Origin of the sequence: Pectobacterium punjabense (genome assembly GCF_012427845.1) — a bacterium.
GTDB classification, from domain to species: domain Bacteria; phylum Pseudomonadota; class Gammaproteobacteria; order Enterobacterales; family Enterobacteriaceae; genus Pectobacterium; species Pectobacterium punjabense.
In genome coordinates this window covers 3362913-3382009 of the sequence record NZ_CP038498.1, presented here as the reverse complement: position 1 = coordinate 3382009, position 19097 = coordinate 3362913, and the positions used below count along the sequence as shown (strand labels likewise).

The following is a 19097-nucleotide window of genomic DNA, read 5'->3' as shown; positions in this document are numbered from 1 at the left end:
CGAATAATAATCAAGGAAAGTCATGTCCTGGGAAACCTGGAGTTTTGCATTCAACGTTACGATGCCTAATGTACTTATGTTGTTGATAGGTATTGTGTTACGCAAACTCAATCTTCTGAATGATGCGTTTTGTGATACGGCAATGCGGGTTGTATTCAATCTTTCTCTTCCCTGTCTGTTGTTTTTTAGTGTTGCAGGCAATCACCATTCTTTCGCAAGCCAATGGCCACTAGTGGTATATGGCACGGTAGGGACATTGGCGACATTTCTGCTGCTGGAAATCGCGGCGGTGAAGGTCGTCAAGGACCCGAAGGAACGCGGCATTTTTGTGCAAGGTGGGTTCCGTTCGAATACTGGCGTAATGGGGCTGGCATTTGCGATGAGTGCTTACGGTGATGAAGGCATTGCTGTTGGCTCACTGTATCTGATGGTGACCGTGATTATGTTCAACGCACTGTCTGTCATTACGCTGACGCGCAGCTTGCAGCGGCAATCTCCTGAACAGAAGATCCCAGTAAGCCAATTGCTGCGGGGGATTGTGACGAACCCGCTGATCATTGGTTTACTTCTGGGGGCGGCATATGGGCAGAGCCAATTACCGATGCCGAGTGTGATTAAGCAAACCGGCGGCTTTATTTCCTCAATGGCGCTGCCGCTAGCGTTACTCTGTGCCGGAGCCAGTCTGGAGTGGCGCAGTATGTTTCGTTCGTCCAATGTTGCCGTGTTGTCTTCTGTGGCGAAGATATTCATTGTGCCGGGGCTACTCACGCTGGGCGGATGGCTGGTTGGTTTTCGCGGTGTTGAGTTGGGCATTATTTTTCTGTTTTCATCGACGCCAACCGCAGCAGGTAGCTATGCAATGACTCGTGCGATGGGGGGAAACGCCACGTTGGCAGCGAATATTATTGGCTTGACGACGGTTGGCGCGTTTTTCATGATTGCGATTGGGCTGTACGTGCTGCGTTCCCTCGGTGTGATTTAACGTCTGACCACCACGTGTTATTGATAGCAAAATGGAGGAGAAAAGATGGATGCGCTTTGTCCTGATTGTCACCACGTGATGCTGTGGCAGCCTGATGGTTCATTTTTATGCAAGGTCTGCCAGCAGCATTATCTGCGTAAGGCGGCGTGCCCTGAATGTAACCACTTACTCCAGGAACTGAAAGCCTGTGGCGCGGTGGATTATTTCTGTCAGCAGCACGGGATGATTTCCAAACGGCGGGTTGTGTTCAGTTACGTACCTGCCGATTAAGCCAATTGTTACGCTTGTATGCCGTTGCGCCACAGTTCGGTCAGTTCCGGTGGCGCGCGGTCTTCGGGGATCAGCAGGATGACATCGGCATATTGATTCTGTTGCGGGTGGCTGTAGCTGATGTGGATGCGGTAATAGAACTGGTCGCCGCGTCCTGGGCCATCGGGTTCGCCGGATTCACGAGCTTGGGGAAAGGCATCGCGGATCGCATTACAAATGCGTTCCCGTTCGGATGAGGGGACGCTGGCGAGCGCGAAGCGTCGCGGCCCCGCCAGCTTGGGGATAAAGGCGAATCCCCCTTCACGCGCCAGCTCAATGATGGCGTTGTCGTTGAGCTCTGGCAGCGTTCTCATAAGAACTCCTGACGTACCTCCACGCCCACGGTTTCCCATGACTGCTGGACGATATCGGCAACAGTGTGATTAAAACGCTTAGCGGCATGTTGAATGGTATGGCGCGCGAAAATCTCGAAATCCGCATTTTGCGGCAGCGCTTTGTCACACAGCGTGTCGTACCAGATACGACCCGCTTTTTCCCAGGAATGCCCGCCTAGCGCGATAGCTGTCAGATAGAATGCTCGGTTGGGAATACCCGAGTTCAGGTGTACACCGCCGTTATCTTCACGCGTGTTGACATATTCGTTCATGTGGGAGGGCTGGGGATCGGTACCCAACAGTTCATCATCATACGCGGTGCCCGGATGAGACATCGAGCGCAGCCCCATGCCATGGATACCGTCTGCCAGAAGTTCGGCACCGATAAACCAGTCGGCCTGTTCAGCGGTTTGCCCTAAATGATACTGTTTGACCATTGAACCAAAGACGTCGGACAGCGATTCATTGAGCGCGCCGGATTGGCGGAAATAAATCAGCCCCGCTTCATGTTCGGTGATGCCGTGAGCGAGTTCATGTGCAACGACATCAAGCGCAATCGTGAAGCGATTGAATATTTTACCGTCACCATCCCCGAATACCATTTGTTGCCCGTTCCAGAAGGCATTCTGGTAATCCTGACCGTAATGTACGGTGCCAGCCAGTGTCAGCCCTTCAGCGTCCAACGAATTGCGTTGGAAAATCTTCCAGAAAAAATCATAGGTCACGCCCAGGTAGTCATAGGCCTCATCCACCGCGATATCACCGTTGCTGGATTGACCTTCAGCGCGTACCAGTTTGCCAGGCAACTGTTGCTGCTGTTCTGCATCAAGGATACGGCGGTTTACTTGCCCAGCGGGCAATGTCTCATGAGGCTCAGGGCGCGGGTTGTGGCTGACCATTAATGACTGAACGTGCATCAGTGTTTGTTGCGCGCAGTGTCGCTGCTCGTCTGTGCCGTTTGCAATAATACGATGCAGAATATAGGGGGGGATTACGCTACAAATTTTTTGTCTGGACTTCATACCTCATCTCCTTGAAAACGCTCATCAGGGGTAACACAGACGATCAATAAAGCTCACTGTCTTTTTATCCCATCCGCTTCATCGCGCAGTGCTGCTTGAAGTATGACGGGGATAAATTTTAGTGAGCTGGAAATGAGTATAGTTCAGATGTCAGTGGCAAGAATGGGGGATCGCCGTCGTTTTAGGATAAATCCCCATTCCGTGCATTTTATGCCAATCGCGTTATTTTGGCGTCTGGGATGAGGGTTTTCGCCGCTTTTTCACGGAACTTGAGTTTTGAATCAGCGTCGTGACCTGACTTTCTACCCAGCCGTCCTGCAAACGGGTTTTCAGCGTTTCACCGGGGGCAGTTTGCGCGACATTTTTCAGCACCTTACCGTCCGGCGCCGTGGTGACGTTATAGCCACGCGCCAACGTCGCCAGCGGGCTAACGCCTTCCAGTCGCGAACAGGCGATGCCTAGCTTTTGCTTGTTCTGATTCAACTGACGTTCTACTGCGCTTTGCATCTGATAGCTCAACTGCTGCAAACGCTGCTGCGCACGATGAATGCGGGTTTGCGGCTGCTGTTGCATCAGGCGCTGTTGTAAGCGTTCACTTCGGCGTGAGGTCTGCCGAAGCTGCTGCTGCATAGCGTCATCCAGTCGCTGGCGTAGTTTAATCAACTGAGTTTGCTGACGTGCCAACCGCAGTTGCGGGTGCTGCTGCTGCAAGCGATGGTGCAGGCGGGTAAATTCCCGGTTGCGCTGGGCAAGGTAGTAGTCCATCGCCATTTCCAGACGCTGGCGCTGGGACTGGATCTGACGCAACAGCTCAAGTTGGTTACGGCTCACTAACTCGGCAGCAGCGGACGGCGTGGGCGCACGCAGGTCACCGACGAAATCGGCGATGGTGACATCGGTCTCATGGCCGACGGCGCTGACGATAGGAATACGGCTAGCGAAAATAGCGCGAGCTACCCGTTCGTCGTTAAAGCTCCAGAGATCTTCCAGTGACCCTCCGCCGCGCCCGACGATTAACACGTCACACTCATCTCTCTGGTTAGCCAGTTCGATGGCGCGAACAATCTGTAGCGGCGCTTCGGCGCCTTGCACTGACGTGGGATACACGATCACCGGCAGTGACGGATCGCGGCGCTGCAACACCTGCAAAATATCGTGCAAGGCGGCACCGCTGGCTGACGTAATCACACCGACCTGTTTGGCGGGAGAGGGGAGCACTTGCTTAAACTGCTGGTCGAACAGCCCTTCGGCAGCGAGGCGCAGCTTGAGCTGTTCAAACTGCTGCTGTAGCAGGCCATCGCCGGCAGGCTGCATACTTTCCGCCAGTAGCTGATAGTCGCCGCGAGGTTCATACAGCGTGATGGTGGCACGAATCAGCACTTGCTGACCGTTTTGCGGGCGGAACGTCACTCTGCGGTTGCTGGTGCGGAACATCGCACAGCGCACCTGCGCCCGCTCGTCTTTTAGCGTGAAATACCAATGGCCGGATGAGGGCTGAGAAAGGTTGGAGATTTCGCCAGAGAGCCAAATCTGGCCCATTTCCATTTCCAACAGTTGTCTAACCGTCTGATTCAGGCGGCTAACGGTAAAAATTGCAGAGGAGGGAAATTGAGACATTGTGAGCCAGATCAAATTTTAAAACAGTCACTTAATTGATCGATACTACCTACCTGAAAAAGGTAATCAAGCATTTTAGTAAAATAATGCTGGAGGCAACCGATTACGCTCTGTATAATGCCACGGCAATATTTTATCTATTCTTACATCCACCTTGGTGAGATATTGCCCATGCTACGTATCGCTAAAGAAGCACTGACGTTTGACGACGTCCTCCTGGTTCCTGCTCATTCTACCGTTCTGCCTAACACTGCCGATCTGTCCACGCAGTTGACGAAAAACATCCGCCTGAATATTCCTATGCTGTCCGCAGCGATGGATACCGTTACCGAATCCGGCCTGGCCATTGCGCTGGCGCAGGAAGGCGGCTTGGGCTTTATTCACAAAAATATGTCCATTGAGCGTCAGGCGGAAGAAGTAAGCCGCGTGAAAAAACACGAAAGTGGCGTTGTGGTTGATCCACAAACCGTGACGCCAGAAACGACGCTGCGTGAAATGAAAGAGCTGACCGAGCGTAACGGCTTCGCGGGCTACCCGGTTGTTGCAAAAGACAACGAACTGGTCGGTATCATTACCGGTCGTGACGTGCGTTTTGTTACCGATCTGGAAAAACCAGTTAGCGCGTTCATGACGCCGAAAGAGCGTCTGGTCACCGTCAAAGAAGGCGAAGCGCGTGATGTCGTGCTGCAAAAAATGCACGAAAAACGCGTTGAAAAAGCACTGGTGATTGACGACCAATTCCACCTGATCGGCATGATCACAGTAAAAGATTTCCAGAAAGCAGAACGTAAACCGAACGCCTGTAAAGACGAACACGGTCGTTTGCGTGTAGGCGCGGCAGTTGGCGCTGGTGCAGGCAACGAAGAGCGTGTTGATGCACTGGTTGCCGCAGGTGTTGACGTACTGCTGATTGACTCCTCACACGGCCATTCCGAAGGCGTATTGCAACGTATTCGTGAAACACGTGCTAAATATCCGAACCTCGAAATCATCGGCGGCAACGTTGCAACGGGTTCTGGCGCGAAAGCGCTGGTTGAAGCTGGCGTTAGCGCGGTGAAAGTCGGTATCGGCCCTGGCTCTATCTGTACCACCCGTATCGTGACGGGCGTAGGTGTACCGCAGATTACGGCTATCTCTGACGCGGTTGAAGCGTTAGAAGGCACTGGCATTCCGGTCATCGCCGACGGTGGTATCCGTTTCTCTGGTGATATTGCTAAAGCCATCGCGGCCGGTGCGGCCTGTGTCATGGTCGGTTCTATGCTGGCGGGTACAGAAGAATCCCCAGGTGAAATCGAACTGTATCAGGGGCGTTCATTCAAATCTTATCGCGGTATGGGCTCACTGGGCGCGATGTCTAAAGGTTCATCAGACCGTTACTTCCAGACCGATAACGCTGCCGACAAACTGGTGCCGGAAGGTATCGAAGGTCGCGTAGCCTATAAAGGTCGCCTGAAAGAGATTGTTCACCAGCAGATGGGTGGCTTGCGCTCCTGTATGGGGTTGACCGGTTGCGCCACTATCGACGCGCTGCGCACGCAGGCTGAGTTTGTACGCATCAGCGGCGCGGGCATTCAGGAAAGCCACGTTCACGACGTTACCATTACTAAAGAGTCACCAAACTACCGTATGGGTTCATAAGGTAATTTGCGGGCTGATTTAACCCGATAAACCCGGTACTATTGCCTACCTTTTTAGGGCTATTCGCCGGGTTTACTTATTTTTTAGCTTTTTGGAACACGCTCCTCATGACTGAAAACATTCATCAACACCGCATTCTTATTCTGGATTTCGGCTCGCAGTACACGCAACTGGTTGCACGTCGCGTGCGTGAACTGGGCGTTTACTGTGAACTGTGGGCATGGGATGTCACGGAAGCGCAGATTCGCGGCTTTAATCCGAACGGGATCATCCTGTCCGGTGGCCCGGAAAGCACCACCGAATTTGGCAGCCCACGCGCGCCAGAATACGTTTTCAATGCTGGCGTACCGGTATTAGGCGTGTGCTACGGCATGCAGACGATGGCGATGCAGTTGGGTGGCCACGTTGAAGGTTCCAACGAGCGTGAGTTTGGTTATGCGCAGGTAGAAGTTAAGACGGATAGCGCGCTGGTGCGTGATATTCAGGATGCGTTGAGCGCCACGGGCGCGCCGCTGCTGGATGTCTGGATGAGCCACGGCGACAAAGTGACGGCGATCCCGGAAGGGTTTGAGACCGTTGCCAGTACGGATACCTGTCCGTTCGCCATCATGGCTAACGAAGATAAGCGTTTTTACGGCGTGCAATTCCACCCGGAAGTGACGCACACCCGTCAGGGTCAGCGTATGCTGGAACGTTTTGTACGCGATATTTGCCAGTGTGAAGCCCTGTGGACGCCAGCCAAGATTATCGACGATGCGGTGAACCGTATTCGTGAGCAGGTGGGTAACGACCACGTGATTTTGGGTCTGTCTGGCGGTGTGGATTCTTCCGTTACTGCGATGCTGCTGCACCGTGCTATTGGTGACCGTCTGACCTGCGTGTTTGTCGACAACGGCCTGTTGCGCCTGAACGAAGCCGATCAGGTTCTGGAAATGTTCGGCGACCATTTCGGTCTGAACATTGTGCATGTAGCGGCAGAAGATCGCTTCCTGAGTGAGTTGGCTGGCGAAAACGATCCTGAAGCCAAGCGTAAAATCATTGGTCGCGTGTTCGTTGAAGTGTTTGATGAAGAAGCCAGCAAGCAAGCCGACGTGAAATGGCTGGCGCAAGGCACCATCTACCCGGACGTCATCGAATCTGCGGCGTCTGCGACGGGTAAAGCGCACGTGATCAAGTCACACCACAATGTGGGTGGCCTGCCGAAAGAGATGAAACTGGGTCTGGTTGAGCCGCTGAAAGAGTTGTTCAAAGACGAAGTGCGTAAGATCGGTCTGGAACTGGGTCTGCCGTACAACATGCTGTACCGCCATCCGTTCCCGGGTCCAGGTCTGGGCGTGCGCGTGCTGGGTGAAGTGAAGAAAGAATACTGTGACCTGCTGCGTCGTGCGGATGCGATCTTCATCGAAGAACTGCACAAAGCCGACCTCTACAACAAGGTTAGCCAGGCATTCACTGTCTTCCTGCCGGTTCGTTCCGTGGGCGTGATGGGCGATGGTCGTAAATACGATTGGGTTGTCTCGCTACGTGCGGTAGAAACCATCGACTTTATGACCGCGCACTGGGCACACCTGCCATACGATTTCTTGGGCCGCGTCTCCAACCGCATCATCAACGAAGTCGACGGTATCTCCCGCGTCGTTTACGACGTATCGGGTAAGCCACCAGCAACGATTGAGTGGGAATGATTTCGCGTCTGGCAACAGCCTGCACGTAAAAGCAGTAAAGTACCTCTAAGCCCGCGTAACTGCGGGTTTTTTTACGTCTGACGAAATCTTTCTACACAATTGAGCCACTGATATTTTTAATTATTGTGAGCATTAGGAATAAGCCGAACGCCTGCGGCTCTGGTGATTTCTGTGAGTGTTATTAGCGTTGGATTGCCATTTTCAGACAGCGTTCTGTATAGCTGTTGGCGAGACAGACCCGATTTTTTGGCTATTTCACCCACTCCGCCACGCGCTTCAACGACACGGCGTAATGCTGTCAGGAATGCAGCGATGCCACCTTCCTCATAAATATCCTCTAGTGCTGTCTGGAGGTATATTTCTGCGTATTCAGGATTTTCTCGTAGTTCCACAACCATTGCATCATCGTGGCTAATGGTTTTTTCGAATGTAGTGGATTGGGTGATGATTGCCATGATGTTACCTCTTTTGATAATCCCGCCAGTATTGCATTGATTTATCTAAATCTTTGCTTTGGCTTGATTTATCCCACCGGTGAAGAGCAAAATCATCTTATCGCCTTCTACACTCGATAGCTTGGACCATAATCAACTCTGAGCTCCCAAACACCGTCTCTTTCAAATTTATGGTCGCCGAAATTTCTCTTTTCTGCACGGTCTACTCGGGTGTCTACTTTTGAAGCTGTACGAGGATCTTTCTTGCGTAGTTTCTGTATCTATTCAGTGTAAAGGACTTTACCGTCACTGCTTTGGTAACAGTTTCACTGTATACAAGATAGCGTCCTCACAGGTCTTTAGTCCTTTAATTTTTGTAACTTAAAAACGACAATCTTGCAAGAATGCCTTCAAGCGTATTGGTGCATCAGGTTTTGGAACTAAGTTTTTTATTTACGAATAGAGGGAGATTTCGTGCGTGATAGATAATGAATTTATCTGTTGCACCTGTGTCACGCCGACTCAGAGCGCCCAGTCGCCGTTGCCCTGAGAACCCGGCTGTTGGCAGAAATTATGTCGCTACGCTGTTCCTTCAGCTTTTTGGGTTGGACTACTCCGCTGTTCTTAGCATCGCCAAGCACCGTGTTTATGTGGTGTCCGTGGCCTCCATGCAGACTAATACCAAACTACATAACCTCAAACAGAGGGAAGCTACAAGACGAATGACCACGATGGTCTTTTATAGTCAGCACAACTGCTGGAGCCATATCGTTTCGCTACCACTACCCGATCCATGGCAGACAAGAAATCATTACCTGGTCGATATGATCTTGGTGTGATTCTGCTTTCAGAGGCACATGAACGGCTGAATGAAGCAAGAAGATGATCGCAGCAGGTCAGCAAAATCTGGTGATTATTGGTAGAATTAAAATCTTTCTTCAGACTCTGCCATTTTTTCCAGTATCGCCGTCTTTGTTATTGATACGAAAAGCGGCTGAAATAGGGCATAAAGCCGCATGAAAATCCCAAACAGACTACAACCGCTGGTCGATGATGGCCTGATAGACAATGTGCTCCAACGCTTGAAAAGCGGCAAGGAAGCGGACGTTTACACTGTTTTATGTGGTGACAAAATCCAGTGTGCCAAAGTTTACAAAGAAGCAATGCAGCGTAGCTTTAAACAGGCTGTGCAGTATCAGGAAGGGCGCAAAGTCCGTAATACGCGTAACGCCCGTGCAATGCAAAAAAACTCAAAATTCGGACGCAAGCAACAAGAAGAATCCTGGCAAACCGCGGAGGTCGAAGCATTGTTTCGTCTTGCTAATGCCGGCGTTCGTGTACCACAACCCTATATTTGCATTGACGGTGTGTTATTGATGGAGTTGGTCACAGATGTTGAAGGCGCTGTTGCTCCACGCCTTAGCGATGTGATTCTAACGGAAGAGAGTGCCGTTGCTGATTTTAATACGATGATCCGCAATATTGTGCGCATGTTGTGTGCAGGCATCGTACATGGTGATTTATCGGAATTTAACGTACTGCTTGACGCGCAAGGACCGGTAATTATCGACTTGCCACAGGCTGTGGACGCCGCCGCCAACAACCATGCTGAATCTATGTTTACACGTGATGTTAATAACATTACTGCTTACTACGGCCAGTTTGCGCCACAATTATTGCAAACACGGTATGCGCAAGAAATCTGGATGTTATATGAAGACGGAAAATTAACCCCAGAAACAGTGCTAACCGGTCTTTTCGTCGAAGCGGCGCATGAAGTGGATATGGGTTCACTGATTGATGAAATCATTGCAGTTGAAGATGAGTTCTACGAACGTCAGCGGGCAAGAAAAGAACGCGATGATGAATAATTGTCGGAACGACATAAGTCGTCGATAGAATTTTCAGGGGGGATAGTGGAGACGGAGTTCGTGATAGTCACATGACGCCAGTTTGCCATTCATCCCCAAGTATACGAGAGGCGGGGGCTGGCTAAGCCTGAACCTCATCCCCGCTCTTCTAAAGTGCAATAGAGATTCTGCCGTATGGCAGAACCATGCGAAAAGTTCCGCTATGACGTGCCTTTTGGGTTACCCATTCTTTCTTCAATAAAAAGAGTGAGCGATTCAACCTCTTGTTCATCATAAAAATTGCTGAGCGAAATAGGGAGCACCGTCAGATGATTAGCGATTAAAAATAAAAAGTCATCAGTTTTATTGATGTGAGAAATAGCGTGCCATGTATAGCTGCTGCTTGAGTTTTCTGTCTCCCCGTAAATTCCATCGTTGTTTATTATTACTTTCACCCTAATTGGAAAAGCATCGGAAGGATGATTTTTTATTTTCACGATCGCTAATGAAAGTAAAATGGAAAGGACGGTTAGCGAAGCGGTAAAATAAGAAAATAATTTTATAATTGGATGGGCTTCACGTTCATTAGATAGGAAAATAATCGCCAGCAATATGAAGAGCGATAAGAGAAATAAAACGAATGAAAGCAGTAGTAGGGAGTGGGTTACCCTGTGTTTATAGCTCTTTTTCTTTTCAGCCCAGTTGGACATCAGTTTAATGCTTTTTTCATAGTCGTTTTGTGTTAATGACTGATGAAAAATGAATTCTTTATTCCCTGTTTCCATTTTCTTTGCGATCTCTGTTATCCATACAGCATTATATTCACATCATAGACTCTCTGTAGAGGATTTTTCTACCTAATTGCTTCCCTGTGCATGAGTTCGCGTTTTAGTCACGCGGGTGAATATGTTGGAAAGGCTAAATAGCCCGAAAAACAGGGCCACAGCATGGAGAATCAGGCACTAATCGTGAGGGTTAACGCTTTTCCTGTTGCTTCAATATTCCTGCTTTAAGCATATCCACTTCCTTTCCGTTAATCGTGGCGGTGGCGGAGGTGACCTGATATTCCAGATCGCTGAACTGGCAAAAATCGGGGTTGTACTGTGGGAGCAGAGCAGATGCTTGGGAAAAAATGAATTTTTCTCCAATCATTCCGGCATCAAAACTACTCAATCCAAAAGGTGGGAAAGCGAGCGCCTGTTCGGCCGAAATGCCTTCGCTGTTTTTGAGTCGTAACGTGGCGCGAAAATTGGCGACTTCACCGAGTTTATTCGTATTGATAGAGAAATTAAGTTCGCATTTATAGGGATTATTATCTCCACCGAATGGGCTCGATTCATGTTTTAACGTTAAATCCGGTAATACGTCGCGTGTCGCGTTTCTCTCACGCTTATCTTTTTCACATTGGCGAAAATAATCGTTATCTGCACGCCCTTTATACTTCTGGGCTTGATGACAATCCACATCAACGTACTGTCCGCTGTAATACATCTGGGACAAATATTTGCTTGCACCTGTTACGTCATTTTTATAGGCCTGTTCAAATAATGCATAGGCCTTACGGTAATCGGCCTTGATGAGTACGCCATCGTAATACATTTTTCCGAGATTCATCAGGGCGTTGTCATTGCCTTGTTTTGCCGCCCGATCGTACCATTTTTCAGCTTCTGATCCGTCTGCATGAATACCCCAGCGTCCTTTTTCGTATACCGACCCAAGAATATTTTGTGCCTCTGGATGGCCGCCTTCGGCTGCGACGCGGAACCATTTAAGGGCTTCAATATTCTCATTTTTAATACCGGCATAGCCAAAATTATACAAATGACCGACCAGGAAATTTATTTCTGGATCGCCATCTTTTGCCCAGAATGTTGCCAGCCGTAGCACATCCCGTTTGCTAAAGCCGATACGGGTAAAGAAACGTTGTGTCTCTTCATCACCATTGGTGAGGTATCTTTTGGCGGTGTAAATTAACGTAGAACGCTGTGATATGTCGCTATCGGCATTGGCTTTTGCGCTATAGAGATAATCGATGATTATCTCTATTACATCAGGCGGTGTTTTGAGATCGGCACGATTCATTTTTTCTGCGAACTGTCTGGCGCGTTCTTTATCCTGCGCCACACCTTTGCCATATTGATAAAAATACCAGACGTTGTAGCAGCCAACATTGCCGTCTATTTCGCAGGCCTGCTGGTAATACTGGCGCGCTTGCGTAGTATCTTGCGGGACTATGATGCCGTACTCATAGATGAACCCTAGCGTGCTTAATGCCTGCGAGTCGCGGTCTTTCGCTAATGCTGTCAGCGCGGTTAATGCATGAGTATCCTGCTGCGTCAGGCGTTCGTAGATCGCCTCTATTTTGTCATTGGCTGGGCTGATGGATACCGCCGACAGGCTGAGCAGCGTGGCAATTATTGTTTTCCTTATCATCGATTTTCATTCCCTGAGTGAATAGCAATGTATAGCAAAGGTGTCGGCCAAGGTGATGGTTTGCCGTCGGTCGTGTCTTCTAGAGCCATCGACTCAATCACCACCGTCATTATCTAACGCACCCGGTTTATTATTTCTCAACAACGCCCATTTTCTGAACTGGGTCGGCGTCATCTCCATCTGCTGGGAAAAGGCGCGTCTGAAAGCGGTATCTTCACTGTAACCGCATTCGGCGGCAACCTGCTTGATATTGGTCATTGGGTTTTCAAGCAGCAGACAGGCCATTTCGATCCTGACGCGGGTAATAAAGTTTTTCGGGCTTTCCGCCGTGAGTTCTTTGAGTTTGCGGTGCAGCGTTCGGTCGCTGAAATTCAGAGCGCTGGCTAATTCTTCTGCGGTGATTGATGGGTTTTCGTAGCGGATGAGTTGTTCAGCGCGTAGCAGCAAGGGGTGTACGGTATTAATGAACCCCTGTGGCGCGTAAATACGTTGAGAAAGAGGTTGGCTATCCGCCACGGCGATATCCGCCGCTAATTTGGCGATCTTTGGCCCGCCACTGCGGTGGATAATATGCAGAGCAAGCTCGACCCAGGATAATGGCCCGCCGGTGGTAATGATGCCATCTTGTTCTTCCAGCGCTTTGCCCCACACTGGTTTTGCCTTCGGGTATTTCTGCTTAAAGGTATGGTAGAGCCACCAGGTCGTGGTGCAAAACCGGCCATCCAGCAGCCCGGCTTCGGCCAGAATAAACCCACCTGCACAGGCACCGCCTATCAGCGAGCCCTGCTGGTATTGCTCCCTGAGCCAAATGGCGGATTCATGAACGGATGATGCCGCTAGCGGTAATTTGTCCGATCCGAGCATCATCCCGGTCGCCAGTACAACATCTGCTTTACCCACCGCGTCAAATGAGCTGTCTACGTGAATGAGCCTGCCTTGGGCATCACGTACTGGCTTGCCGTCTGCACTGATGATGGACGTTTCAAAAGAGAGCGGTGGGGCGGAGGAAGAAGCGCTCTCAGGCTGTGTAATCAGTGCCTGATTGACCATCCAAAATATATCGGAAAGCCCGGAGATGGCCGACTGCATACTGCCCGGCAATGCCAAAATAGAGATGTGCATAGTGACGTTTCCTGCCAGACAAGATTTGGCGAATTTTGCATGAACTATGTCAAGTTTGCCACCTTACCACAAGCATCAACCACGATTAAAATTCAACCATTCGCAGCCCAAGCCTGATGAGACTCGTCGGAGAAGCAGGCAGGCGTATCACTCTTGCAGAGGAAAGCGTATGACGCATTACCGTATTAAATGGCTCGGCCATCTGGCTATCGTGTTAGGCCTGGTGCTGTCTGCTGGTGTTCACAACGTTGCGGAGGCGGCAAAAATTAACAATATCGTCTTAGTCCACGGCGCCTTTGCCGATGGCTCCAGTTGGTCTGCTGTTACGGCCCGACTACAGCGGATGGGATACCACGTGACCGCAGTGCAAAACCCGCTCACCTCTTTAGCGGATGACGTCGAAGCGACAGATCGCGTGCTGCAAAGACAGCAGGGCGATGTGCTGTTGGTCGGGCATTCGTGGGGCGGGACTGTCGTGACACAAGCTGGTAATGATCCCAAGGTCCGCGGCATCGTCTATTTGTCGGCGCTGGTGCCAGACAGCGAAGAATCCGTTTCTGATCTATTGCAGCGCCTGAAAGCGCCGATGGAAGGCATGGCGCCCGATGCTAATGGCATGATTTGGCTGGACAATTCTGAGCAGTATCGTGCGGTTATGGCGGGCGATGTATCACTGAAGAAAGCGCAGGCATTGGCTGCGGTGCAGCAGCCGATTGCGGCAAAAGCGTTTGGCGATCGCGTCCAGAAAGCGGCGTGGAAAGCTAAACCGACCTGGTATTTACTGACGGAGAATGACAAGGCATTACATCCATCTATTCAGAAAGAAATCGCGAGCCGTATCGGCGCAAAGACGCGTTCTATTGCCTCCAGTCATATGTCTCTGGTGTCACACCCGGAAGCTGTTGCGGATTTTATTGATAGCGCGGCTAAAGCAGTTAACTAAGTGAGCTTTGAAACTCAAATGTAGGAGAAGTCATTGTGAACATTTTACATATAGACTCCAGTATTCTTGAGAGCGGTTCCGTTTCCCGACAGATTTCTGCTGACGTGGTGAATGAGTTAGTCAAGCAACATCCCGATGCTGCTGTCTCTTACCGGGATGTGGTTAAAGATGAAATACGCCACTTAACGGGACCGATTGCCGCAGGATTTCGCCAAATAGCGTCCTCTTCAGCGGATGAAGCCACGATGCGGGAACACCAGTTGTCTGATGCGTTGGTCGCGGAATTTCTGGCGAATGACGTGATTGTCATCGGCGCGCCGATGTATAACTTTTCCGTCTCCAGCCAGCTGAAATCGTGGCTGGATCGGCTTGCGCAGGCTGGCAAGACCTTTAAATATACGGAAAAAGGTCCGGTAGGGCTGTCTGGGGGAAGAACGGTTATTGTGGTTTCTTCTCGCGGTGGTTTTTATACTGCACCGCCTTTTTTAGATCTGGATTTTCAGGAGCGTTATCTTCAGGGTTTTTTCCAGTTTCTTGGTATTAGCGATATTCATTTTGTCCGTGTGGAAGGTGCTTCAAAAGGGGATGAAATCAAGAATCGTGAAATTCACAATGCGAAATCCTCTATTCATTCCATTATTACATCTATGGCCGTTCAATAATTATTGAGGTAGCAATCATGCTCTATGCTATTACGCTTTCTTACACCAGCCCGAAAAATGAACTTGAAAAGAGTATTGATGCGCACAAAAAATGGCTGGCTGATAACATTAAAAAGGGAAATGTTATTTTTGCCGGCCCACTGGAAGATGGCTCCGGCGGGTTTATTTTAGCCTACGGGCTAGCACTTTCTGATATAGAAGATATTCTTTCCGATGATCCATTTGTCAATTTGGGATTAGTCAAAACAGAAATAAAGGCAATTGAGCCAGGGATCTGTTCGAGCCATTTCTATGCTGAATGGGCAGGAGATGCGAAGTTGTTATAAGTAGTCTGTAGATATCCTTAGTTATTATCATGCGCTTGAGGTTGCTGACAAAGTCCGCAGAGCGGGGGTAACGGATAGATCATAAAGACGCTGTAAACACGTCCTTGTGCGCTCGGCTTGCGCCATCCCTGGCGCAAACGCTTTACTCTTCTATTCCGTTACGCCCGTTTTCATTCAGCAAATAGGTTTGTCAACGGTCTGAAGCGCCATGTTCCCATGGCGCTCTAATATTATTGTGTAATAAACATAATGTCGGGAAATAATTTTCCTATTTATAGTCCTGCAAATTTAAATGGCGTAGCCTGTTTAAAATGTCCTGAGGCTTGACCAGAGTAAATTATACTTTGGTTTGGCCCTAAATCTAACTTGCTCGCGTTATTTCCTCGCGGGGAAAAATCGATCTTCTTCAAATCAACCCAAAAGATATTGGGAGAAACAGCGGATTCAAAGAAGTATTGCAGTGATGTATGGTCGATAACGGTACGCCAGCGCGTTGAGGCAATATTCGGCATGTTCGGTAAGGAATAGCCATAAGGAACCGATACATTACGTATGATACTGAATGCAGTGGCTAAGTCCGCTTTGTCTTTTTCTATTTTATTTTTCTCTGCTATCCCAGGAATGAGTTTATTGGGGGTAGAACTTTCCACATAGAATGAGGCTCGAACGAAACGGTCGGCAGCGCGGTTCGTTCCTGGTAGCATCACATTACCACCGATCTGATCCCAATAGGCATTAAGCGCTAATTGCTGATCGAACGTGGGGGAGTTGGTCATTACCTGATAGCTCTTATTATGGTGAATAACCTGTTTGCCGTCGATATATTCAATAATCGCACTGTCGCCAGAGGAATCTGATAACGAAAGGTGCAGTGTTGCCTTCCGGTTCTGCCCTGGTACATCTTTGGTAACCAGTATAAATTTTTCCTGTTGTAGCGATTTCACGGCTTCATCGACGGTAGCAAAATTATCCAACACGTACTGGGCCCATGCGGCGACGCTTAATCCCGGTTTTTTCGCTGTCGGCTTGGTTTTAGGGTATTCAGACTCCGCTAGCCAGAGCACGTTAGCCGCCAGCCCTTTCTCATTCAAACCATCGGTTGTGGAAGCCATTTTCTCGTCGCCATCAAAAGCAGAGGCAATAACACTGCCGTATTTTGATGTCCACTCCAGAGAATACTGACCAGCGGCGCCAGAGCGGTTTAATTCTCGAGGGAAAATCCAGAGATTAGTATGGGTATCCTCGGCCCAGTCCATTGAGCGGGCGGTAATAGGGTAATCAGGGTTCTGTATGTCCTTATAAACGAATCGCGTACAGGCGAGTGAAACCGCTGAGCCTAGCGTTAATGCTGCTAATGACAGTGCGCATACCGTAGACTTAAGGTGCTTATTATTTCTTATCATTTAATTTCTCCACATTTATTCTCAGAGGGGGTAGTTCACTAATATTACCGCTGATTATTTACTCTAAATAATTCGAGTTGCGTGAAGGCGGCAACCGCATGAATCCCCAGGAGCTTACTCAGGTAAGTGACTGGGGTGAATAAGGACAGCCAACGTACAAGCAGCTTGAAGTATGACGAGTATAGTCAGTGATTTATTTATGGGATGTGTTAGATCTAAAAATAAATATAACGATGCATGCTGATTAGTTTATTTATTATTATTCAATGGGAATGTGTTTTTTGATGGTTCGTTTATTTTATGTTGATTTTCAATCAAGCTTGCACCGCAACGAACGTTGAGTGAAAACGCGTTGAGACGGTTGTCGTCGTACCCACACAACGTAAAAATAGGTCAACATTTCACCCAATGCTTTAACCTTACCGCCAATTGGCAGTAAACTGGCGGTTGTGATTTTTTGACCGATTTTCACTGTGGGTGTTCGCCCACGGGCGTATCGATTCTGTTCCACTCCTTTTCTGCGAGCTATTTGGCCTATGACGTACCTCAAATTCTTGGGGATTGGGTTTATTTGTGTGCTGTTACTGTCTTTTTGGCAAAGTTGGGCGCAATCAACGCGTAACGGCGAAACGTTTAGTGGGCAAAGTTGGTGGTCTGCTAAACGCGATTCTTCCGGGTTAGCGCCGAATCCGGTGCAATTCCGCCAGACTGCCGTCGTACAGGTGTATGCTGCGCCGACTTATGGCTGGCGCGGGCTGGTGGCGGTGCATCCGTGGATCATTTTCAAGAAAGCAGGGGAAACCCAATATCGCCGTTACGAAATTTTGAGTTGGGGAAGTGATAACGTCATCCATCTGAACCGTTCGGCAGCCGATGCGTATTGGTATGGCGCGAAACCGAAACTGTTGGTGGATCATCGAGGTAACAAGGCGGAAGCGATGATCCCGCAGATTGAAGCCGCCATCAAAAGCTATCCGTGGCCGAATACCTATCATGCGTGGCCAGGGCCAAATAGCAATACGTTTCTGGCGCACATCGGCCGTGAGGTGCCTGCGCTCAAGCTGGATATGCCTGCCAATGCGATTGGTAAAGATTACCGCCCAATCACGCGTCCCGTTGGCCGGTCACCGTCGGGGAGCGGTGTGCAGATTTCACTGCTGGGTGTCATGGGTATCACCATGGGCGTTGAAGAGGGGATCGAAGCCAATATTCTGGGACTAAATATGGGCGTGGATATCAACCCACCCGCGCTGCGTTTACCCTTTATTGGCCGTCTCGGCTATGACAAAACGGGTAGCGAAGAAGGCTGAGAGCCACATTTTACCTTACGCTCCGTATTGCCGCAGATGAGCGAGTAAGTTAGCCACTTCGGGTTGCAGAATGGCGCCGGATTTTACGCCAAGCCAAAGCTGGCGTGATGCCCATTCATCGGTGAGCGTGATGGCGCGTAATCCGGTGCCGAGCACTTCAGGGCGAATCGCGCCCTCTGGCAAGACGCTGATCCCCAGCCCTGCTTCTATCATGCGGCAAATCCCATCAAAGCTGCTGACCTGAACCCGCAGGCGCAGAACTCTTCCCAGTATATCCGAGGCGTCTTTCAATTGTTTGAGCAAAGAGCTGCCGTTATTGAGACCAACGTAGTCGTAGCCCAATGTGTCGTTAAAGCTCACCTCTGGGTATGAGGAAAGCGGGTGCAGAGGCGGAACGAGTACGACCAGCTTATCCTGGCGATAAGGGATCTTTTCGACGCCTTGCGAACCCACATTGTCGGCGAAGATGCCAATATCAGCGTCCCCCATCGCCAGCGCCGTTACCACCGTTTTACTGAGCTTTTCCTCCAGGTTAATACGAATGAGTGGGCGCGTCAGAAGAAATGACGCCAGATCCTGCGGAAGAAACTGAATAATCGCCGAAGTATTCGCCCACATGTGTACGTGGCCGCGAACGCCAGCGGCGTAATCGTTCATCTCACTCGCCATGCGTTCCACGTTGCTTAATACATTGCCTGCGAGAGTAACCAGTTCTTTACCGGCCGGGGTGAGCGTCAGGCCGCGCGGCATACGGATAAACAGCGCACAGTCCACGGTGCGCTCCAGTTCAGCGATACGTTTACTCAAGGCCGAAAGCGTGATGTGAAATTTTTCTGCGGCTTTGGTCAGGCTACCCGTTTGGGCAACCTGCAAAAAGATACGAAGTGACTGAAGGTCAAAATGCGCCGGATTAATCATGGTTTATCGAGAGTCCTCAGCATGGCTGGAAAACCGCACAATAGCTGGCAGTTTGATTCCGCGCAGCATGTCGTCACATGTCTTATGTCACGCTGTACGTTAACACAG

18 protein-coding genes and 1 pseudogene are annotated in these 19097 nt (G+C 49.8%); 9 read left to right on the top strand and 10 right to left on the bottom strand.

The features are described from left to right. Window positions 1-22 precede the first annotated feature (22 nt). A complete protein-coding gene (locus tag E2566_RS15380; protein WP_107170461.1) occupies window positions 23-982 on the top strand; it encodes an AEC family transporter in 960 nt (319 codons plus the stop codon). A gap of 45 nt (window positions 983-1027) precedes the next feature. Continuing rightward, window positions 1028-1252 carry a zinc ribbon domain-containing protein gene (locus E2566_RS15375; RefSeq protein ID WP_107170462.1) on the top strand — a complete coding sequence of 75 codons (225 nt, stop codon included), beginning with the start codon at window positions 1028-1030 and terminating at the stop codon, window positions 1250-1252. A gap of 8 nt (window positions 1253-1260) precedes the next feature. On the opposite strand, the gene E2566_RS15370 is transcribed toward E2566_RS15375, so the two are convergent. From E2566_RS15370 to xseA, 3 genes are all read right to left on the bottom strand, one after another. Further along, complete coding sequence (locus E2566_RS15370) at window positions 1261-1605, bottom strand: protealysin inhibitor emfourin (protein WP_107170463.1); 345 nt, start codon at window positions 1603-1605, stop codon at window positions 1261-1263. Next, the gene (locus tag E2566_RS15365; RefSeq protein ID WP_107170464.1) at window positions 1602-2648 is read right to left on the bottom strand and encodes a M4 family metallopeptidase; all 1047 of its coding nucleotides are present in this window, start codon (window positions 2646-2648) and stop codon (window positions 1602-1604) included. The genes E2566_RS15370 and E2566_RS15365 overlap by 4 nt, the downstream gene beginning before the upstream one ends. 222 nt (window positions 2649-2870) lie before the next feature. Further along, window positions 2871-4265 carry an exodeoxyribonuclease VII large subunit gene (gene xseA / locus E2566_RS15360; protein WP_107170465.1) on the bottom strand — a complete coding sequence of 465 codons (1395 nt, stop codon included), beginning with the start codon at window positions 4263-4265 and terminating at the stop codon, window positions 2871-2873. Window positions 4266-4436: 171 nt separating this feature from the next. On the opposite strand from xseA, the gene guaB reads away from it, so the two are divergent. Together guaB and guaA are read left to right on the top strand one after the other, a co-directional pair. Then, on the top strand, window positions 4437-5903 hold the full coding sequence (gene guaB / locus E2566_RS15355; protein WP_005970134.1) for an IMP dehydrogenase: 1467 nt from the start codon (window positions 4437-4439) through the stop codon (window positions 5901-5903). A gap of 107 nt (window positions 5904-6010) precedes the next feature. Further along, on the top strand, window positions 6011-7588 hold the full coding sequence (gene guaA, locus E2566_RS15350) for a glutamine-hydrolyzing GMP synthase (RefSeq protein ID WP_107170466.1): 1578 nt from the start codon (window positions 6011-6013) through the stop codon (window positions 7586-7588). A 116-nt stretch (window positions 7589-7704) separates the two neighbouring features. Here guaA and E2566_RS15345 read toward each other — a convergent pair whose 3' ends face one another. Further along, entirely contained in the window at window positions 7705-8043 is a 339-nt protein-coding gene (locus tag E2566_RS15345; protein WP_107170467.1) for an addiction module antidote protein, read from the bottom strand. 4 nt (window positions 8044-8047) lie between these two features. Next, window positions 8048-8361 (bottom strand): annotated as a pseudogene (locus E2566_RS21990) (type II toxin-antitoxin system RelE/ParE family toxin). Window positions 8362-9038: 677 nt separating this feature from the next. On the opposite strand from E2566_RS21990, the gene E2566_RS15335 reads away from it, so the two are divergent. Next, window positions 9039-9893 carry a PA4780 family RIO1-like protein kinase gene (locus tag E2566_RS15335; RefSeq protein WP_107170468.1) on the top strand — a complete coding sequence of 285 codons (855 nt, stop codon included), beginning with the start codon at window positions 9039-9041 and terminating at the stop codon, window positions 9891-9893. Window positions 9894-10093: 200 nt separating this feature from the next. Here the strand turns inward: E2566_RS15335 and E2566_RS15330 are convergent, their stop codons facing one another. The 3 genes from E2566_RS15330 to E2566_RS15320 form a co-directional block, all read right to left on the bottom strand. Further along, window positions 10094-10657, bottom strand: coding sequence for a YcxB family protein (locus tag E2566_RS15330; protein WP_107170469.1), 564 nt, complete (start codon window positions 10655-10657; stop codon window positions 10094-10096). 190 nt (window positions 10658-10847) lie between these two features. Further along, window positions 10848-12305 (bottom strand): tetratricopeptide repeat protein, encoded by a 1458-nt coding sequence (locus E2566_RS15325; protein WP_107170470.1) that lies wholly within the window; start codon window positions 12303-12305, stop codon window positions 10848-10850. 93 nt (window positions 12306-12398) lie between these two features. Next, the gene (locus tag E2566_RS15320; RefSeq protein ID WP_107170471.1) at window positions 12399-13427 is read right to left on the bottom strand and encodes a GlxA family transcriptional regulator; all 1029 of its coding nucleotides are present in this window, start codon (window positions 13425-13427) and stop codon (window positions 12399-12401) included. A gap of 169 nt (window positions 13428-13596) precedes the next feature. Between E2566_RS15320 and E2566_RS15315 the strand changes: the two genes are divergently transcribed. From E2566_RS15315 to E2566_RS15305, 3 genes are read left to right on the top strand one after another with little or no spacing between them, the layout of a single operon-like run. Further along, window positions 13597-14370: an alpha/beta fold hydrolase gene (locus E2566_RS15315; RefSeq protein WP_107170472.1), complete on the top strand. Its 774-nt coding sequence runs from the start codon at window positions 13597-13599 to the stop codon at window positions 14368-14370. A 35-nt stretch (window positions 14371-14405) separates the two neighbouring features. Beyond that, entirely contained in the window at window positions 14406-15032 is a 627-nt protein-coding gene (locus E2566_RS15310; RefSeq protein ID WP_107170473.1) for an FMN-dependent NADH-azoreductase, read from the top strand. A 17-nt stretch (window positions 15033-15049) separates the two neighbouring features. After that, complete coding sequence (locus tag E2566_RS15305) at window positions 15050-15358, top strand: YciI family protein (RefSeq protein ID WP_107170474.1); 309 nt, start codon at window positions 15050-15052, stop codon at window positions 15356-15358. Window positions 15359-15630: 272 nt separating this feature from the next. On the opposite strand, the gene E2566_RS15300 is transcribed toward E2566_RS15305, so the two are convergent. Beyond that, window positions 15631-16761, bottom strand: coding sequence for a linear amide C-N hydrolase (locus E2566_RS15300; protein ID WP_107170475.1), 1131 nt, complete (start codon window positions 16759-16761; stop codon window positions 15631-15633). Between the two features lie 536 nt (window positions 16762-17297). On the opposite strand from E2566_RS15300, the gene E2566_RS15295 reads away from it, so the two are divergent. Further along, window positions 17298-18071 carry a DUF3750 domain-containing protein gene (locus tag E2566_RS15295; protein ID WP_107170476.1) on the top strand — a complete coding sequence of 258 codons (774 nt, stop codon included), beginning with the start codon at window positions 17298-17300 and terminating at the stop codon, window positions 18069-18071. Between the two features lie 15 nt (window positions 18072-18086). Here the strand turns inward: E2566_RS15295 and E2566_RS15290 are convergent, their stop codons facing one another. Then, on the bottom strand, window positions 18087-18989 hold the full coding sequence (locus tag E2566_RS15290; protein WP_107170477.1) for a LysR family transcriptional regulator: 903 nt from the start codon (window positions 18987-18989) through the stop codon (window positions 18087-18089). Between the last annotated feature and the right edge of the window lie 108 nt (window positions 18990-19097).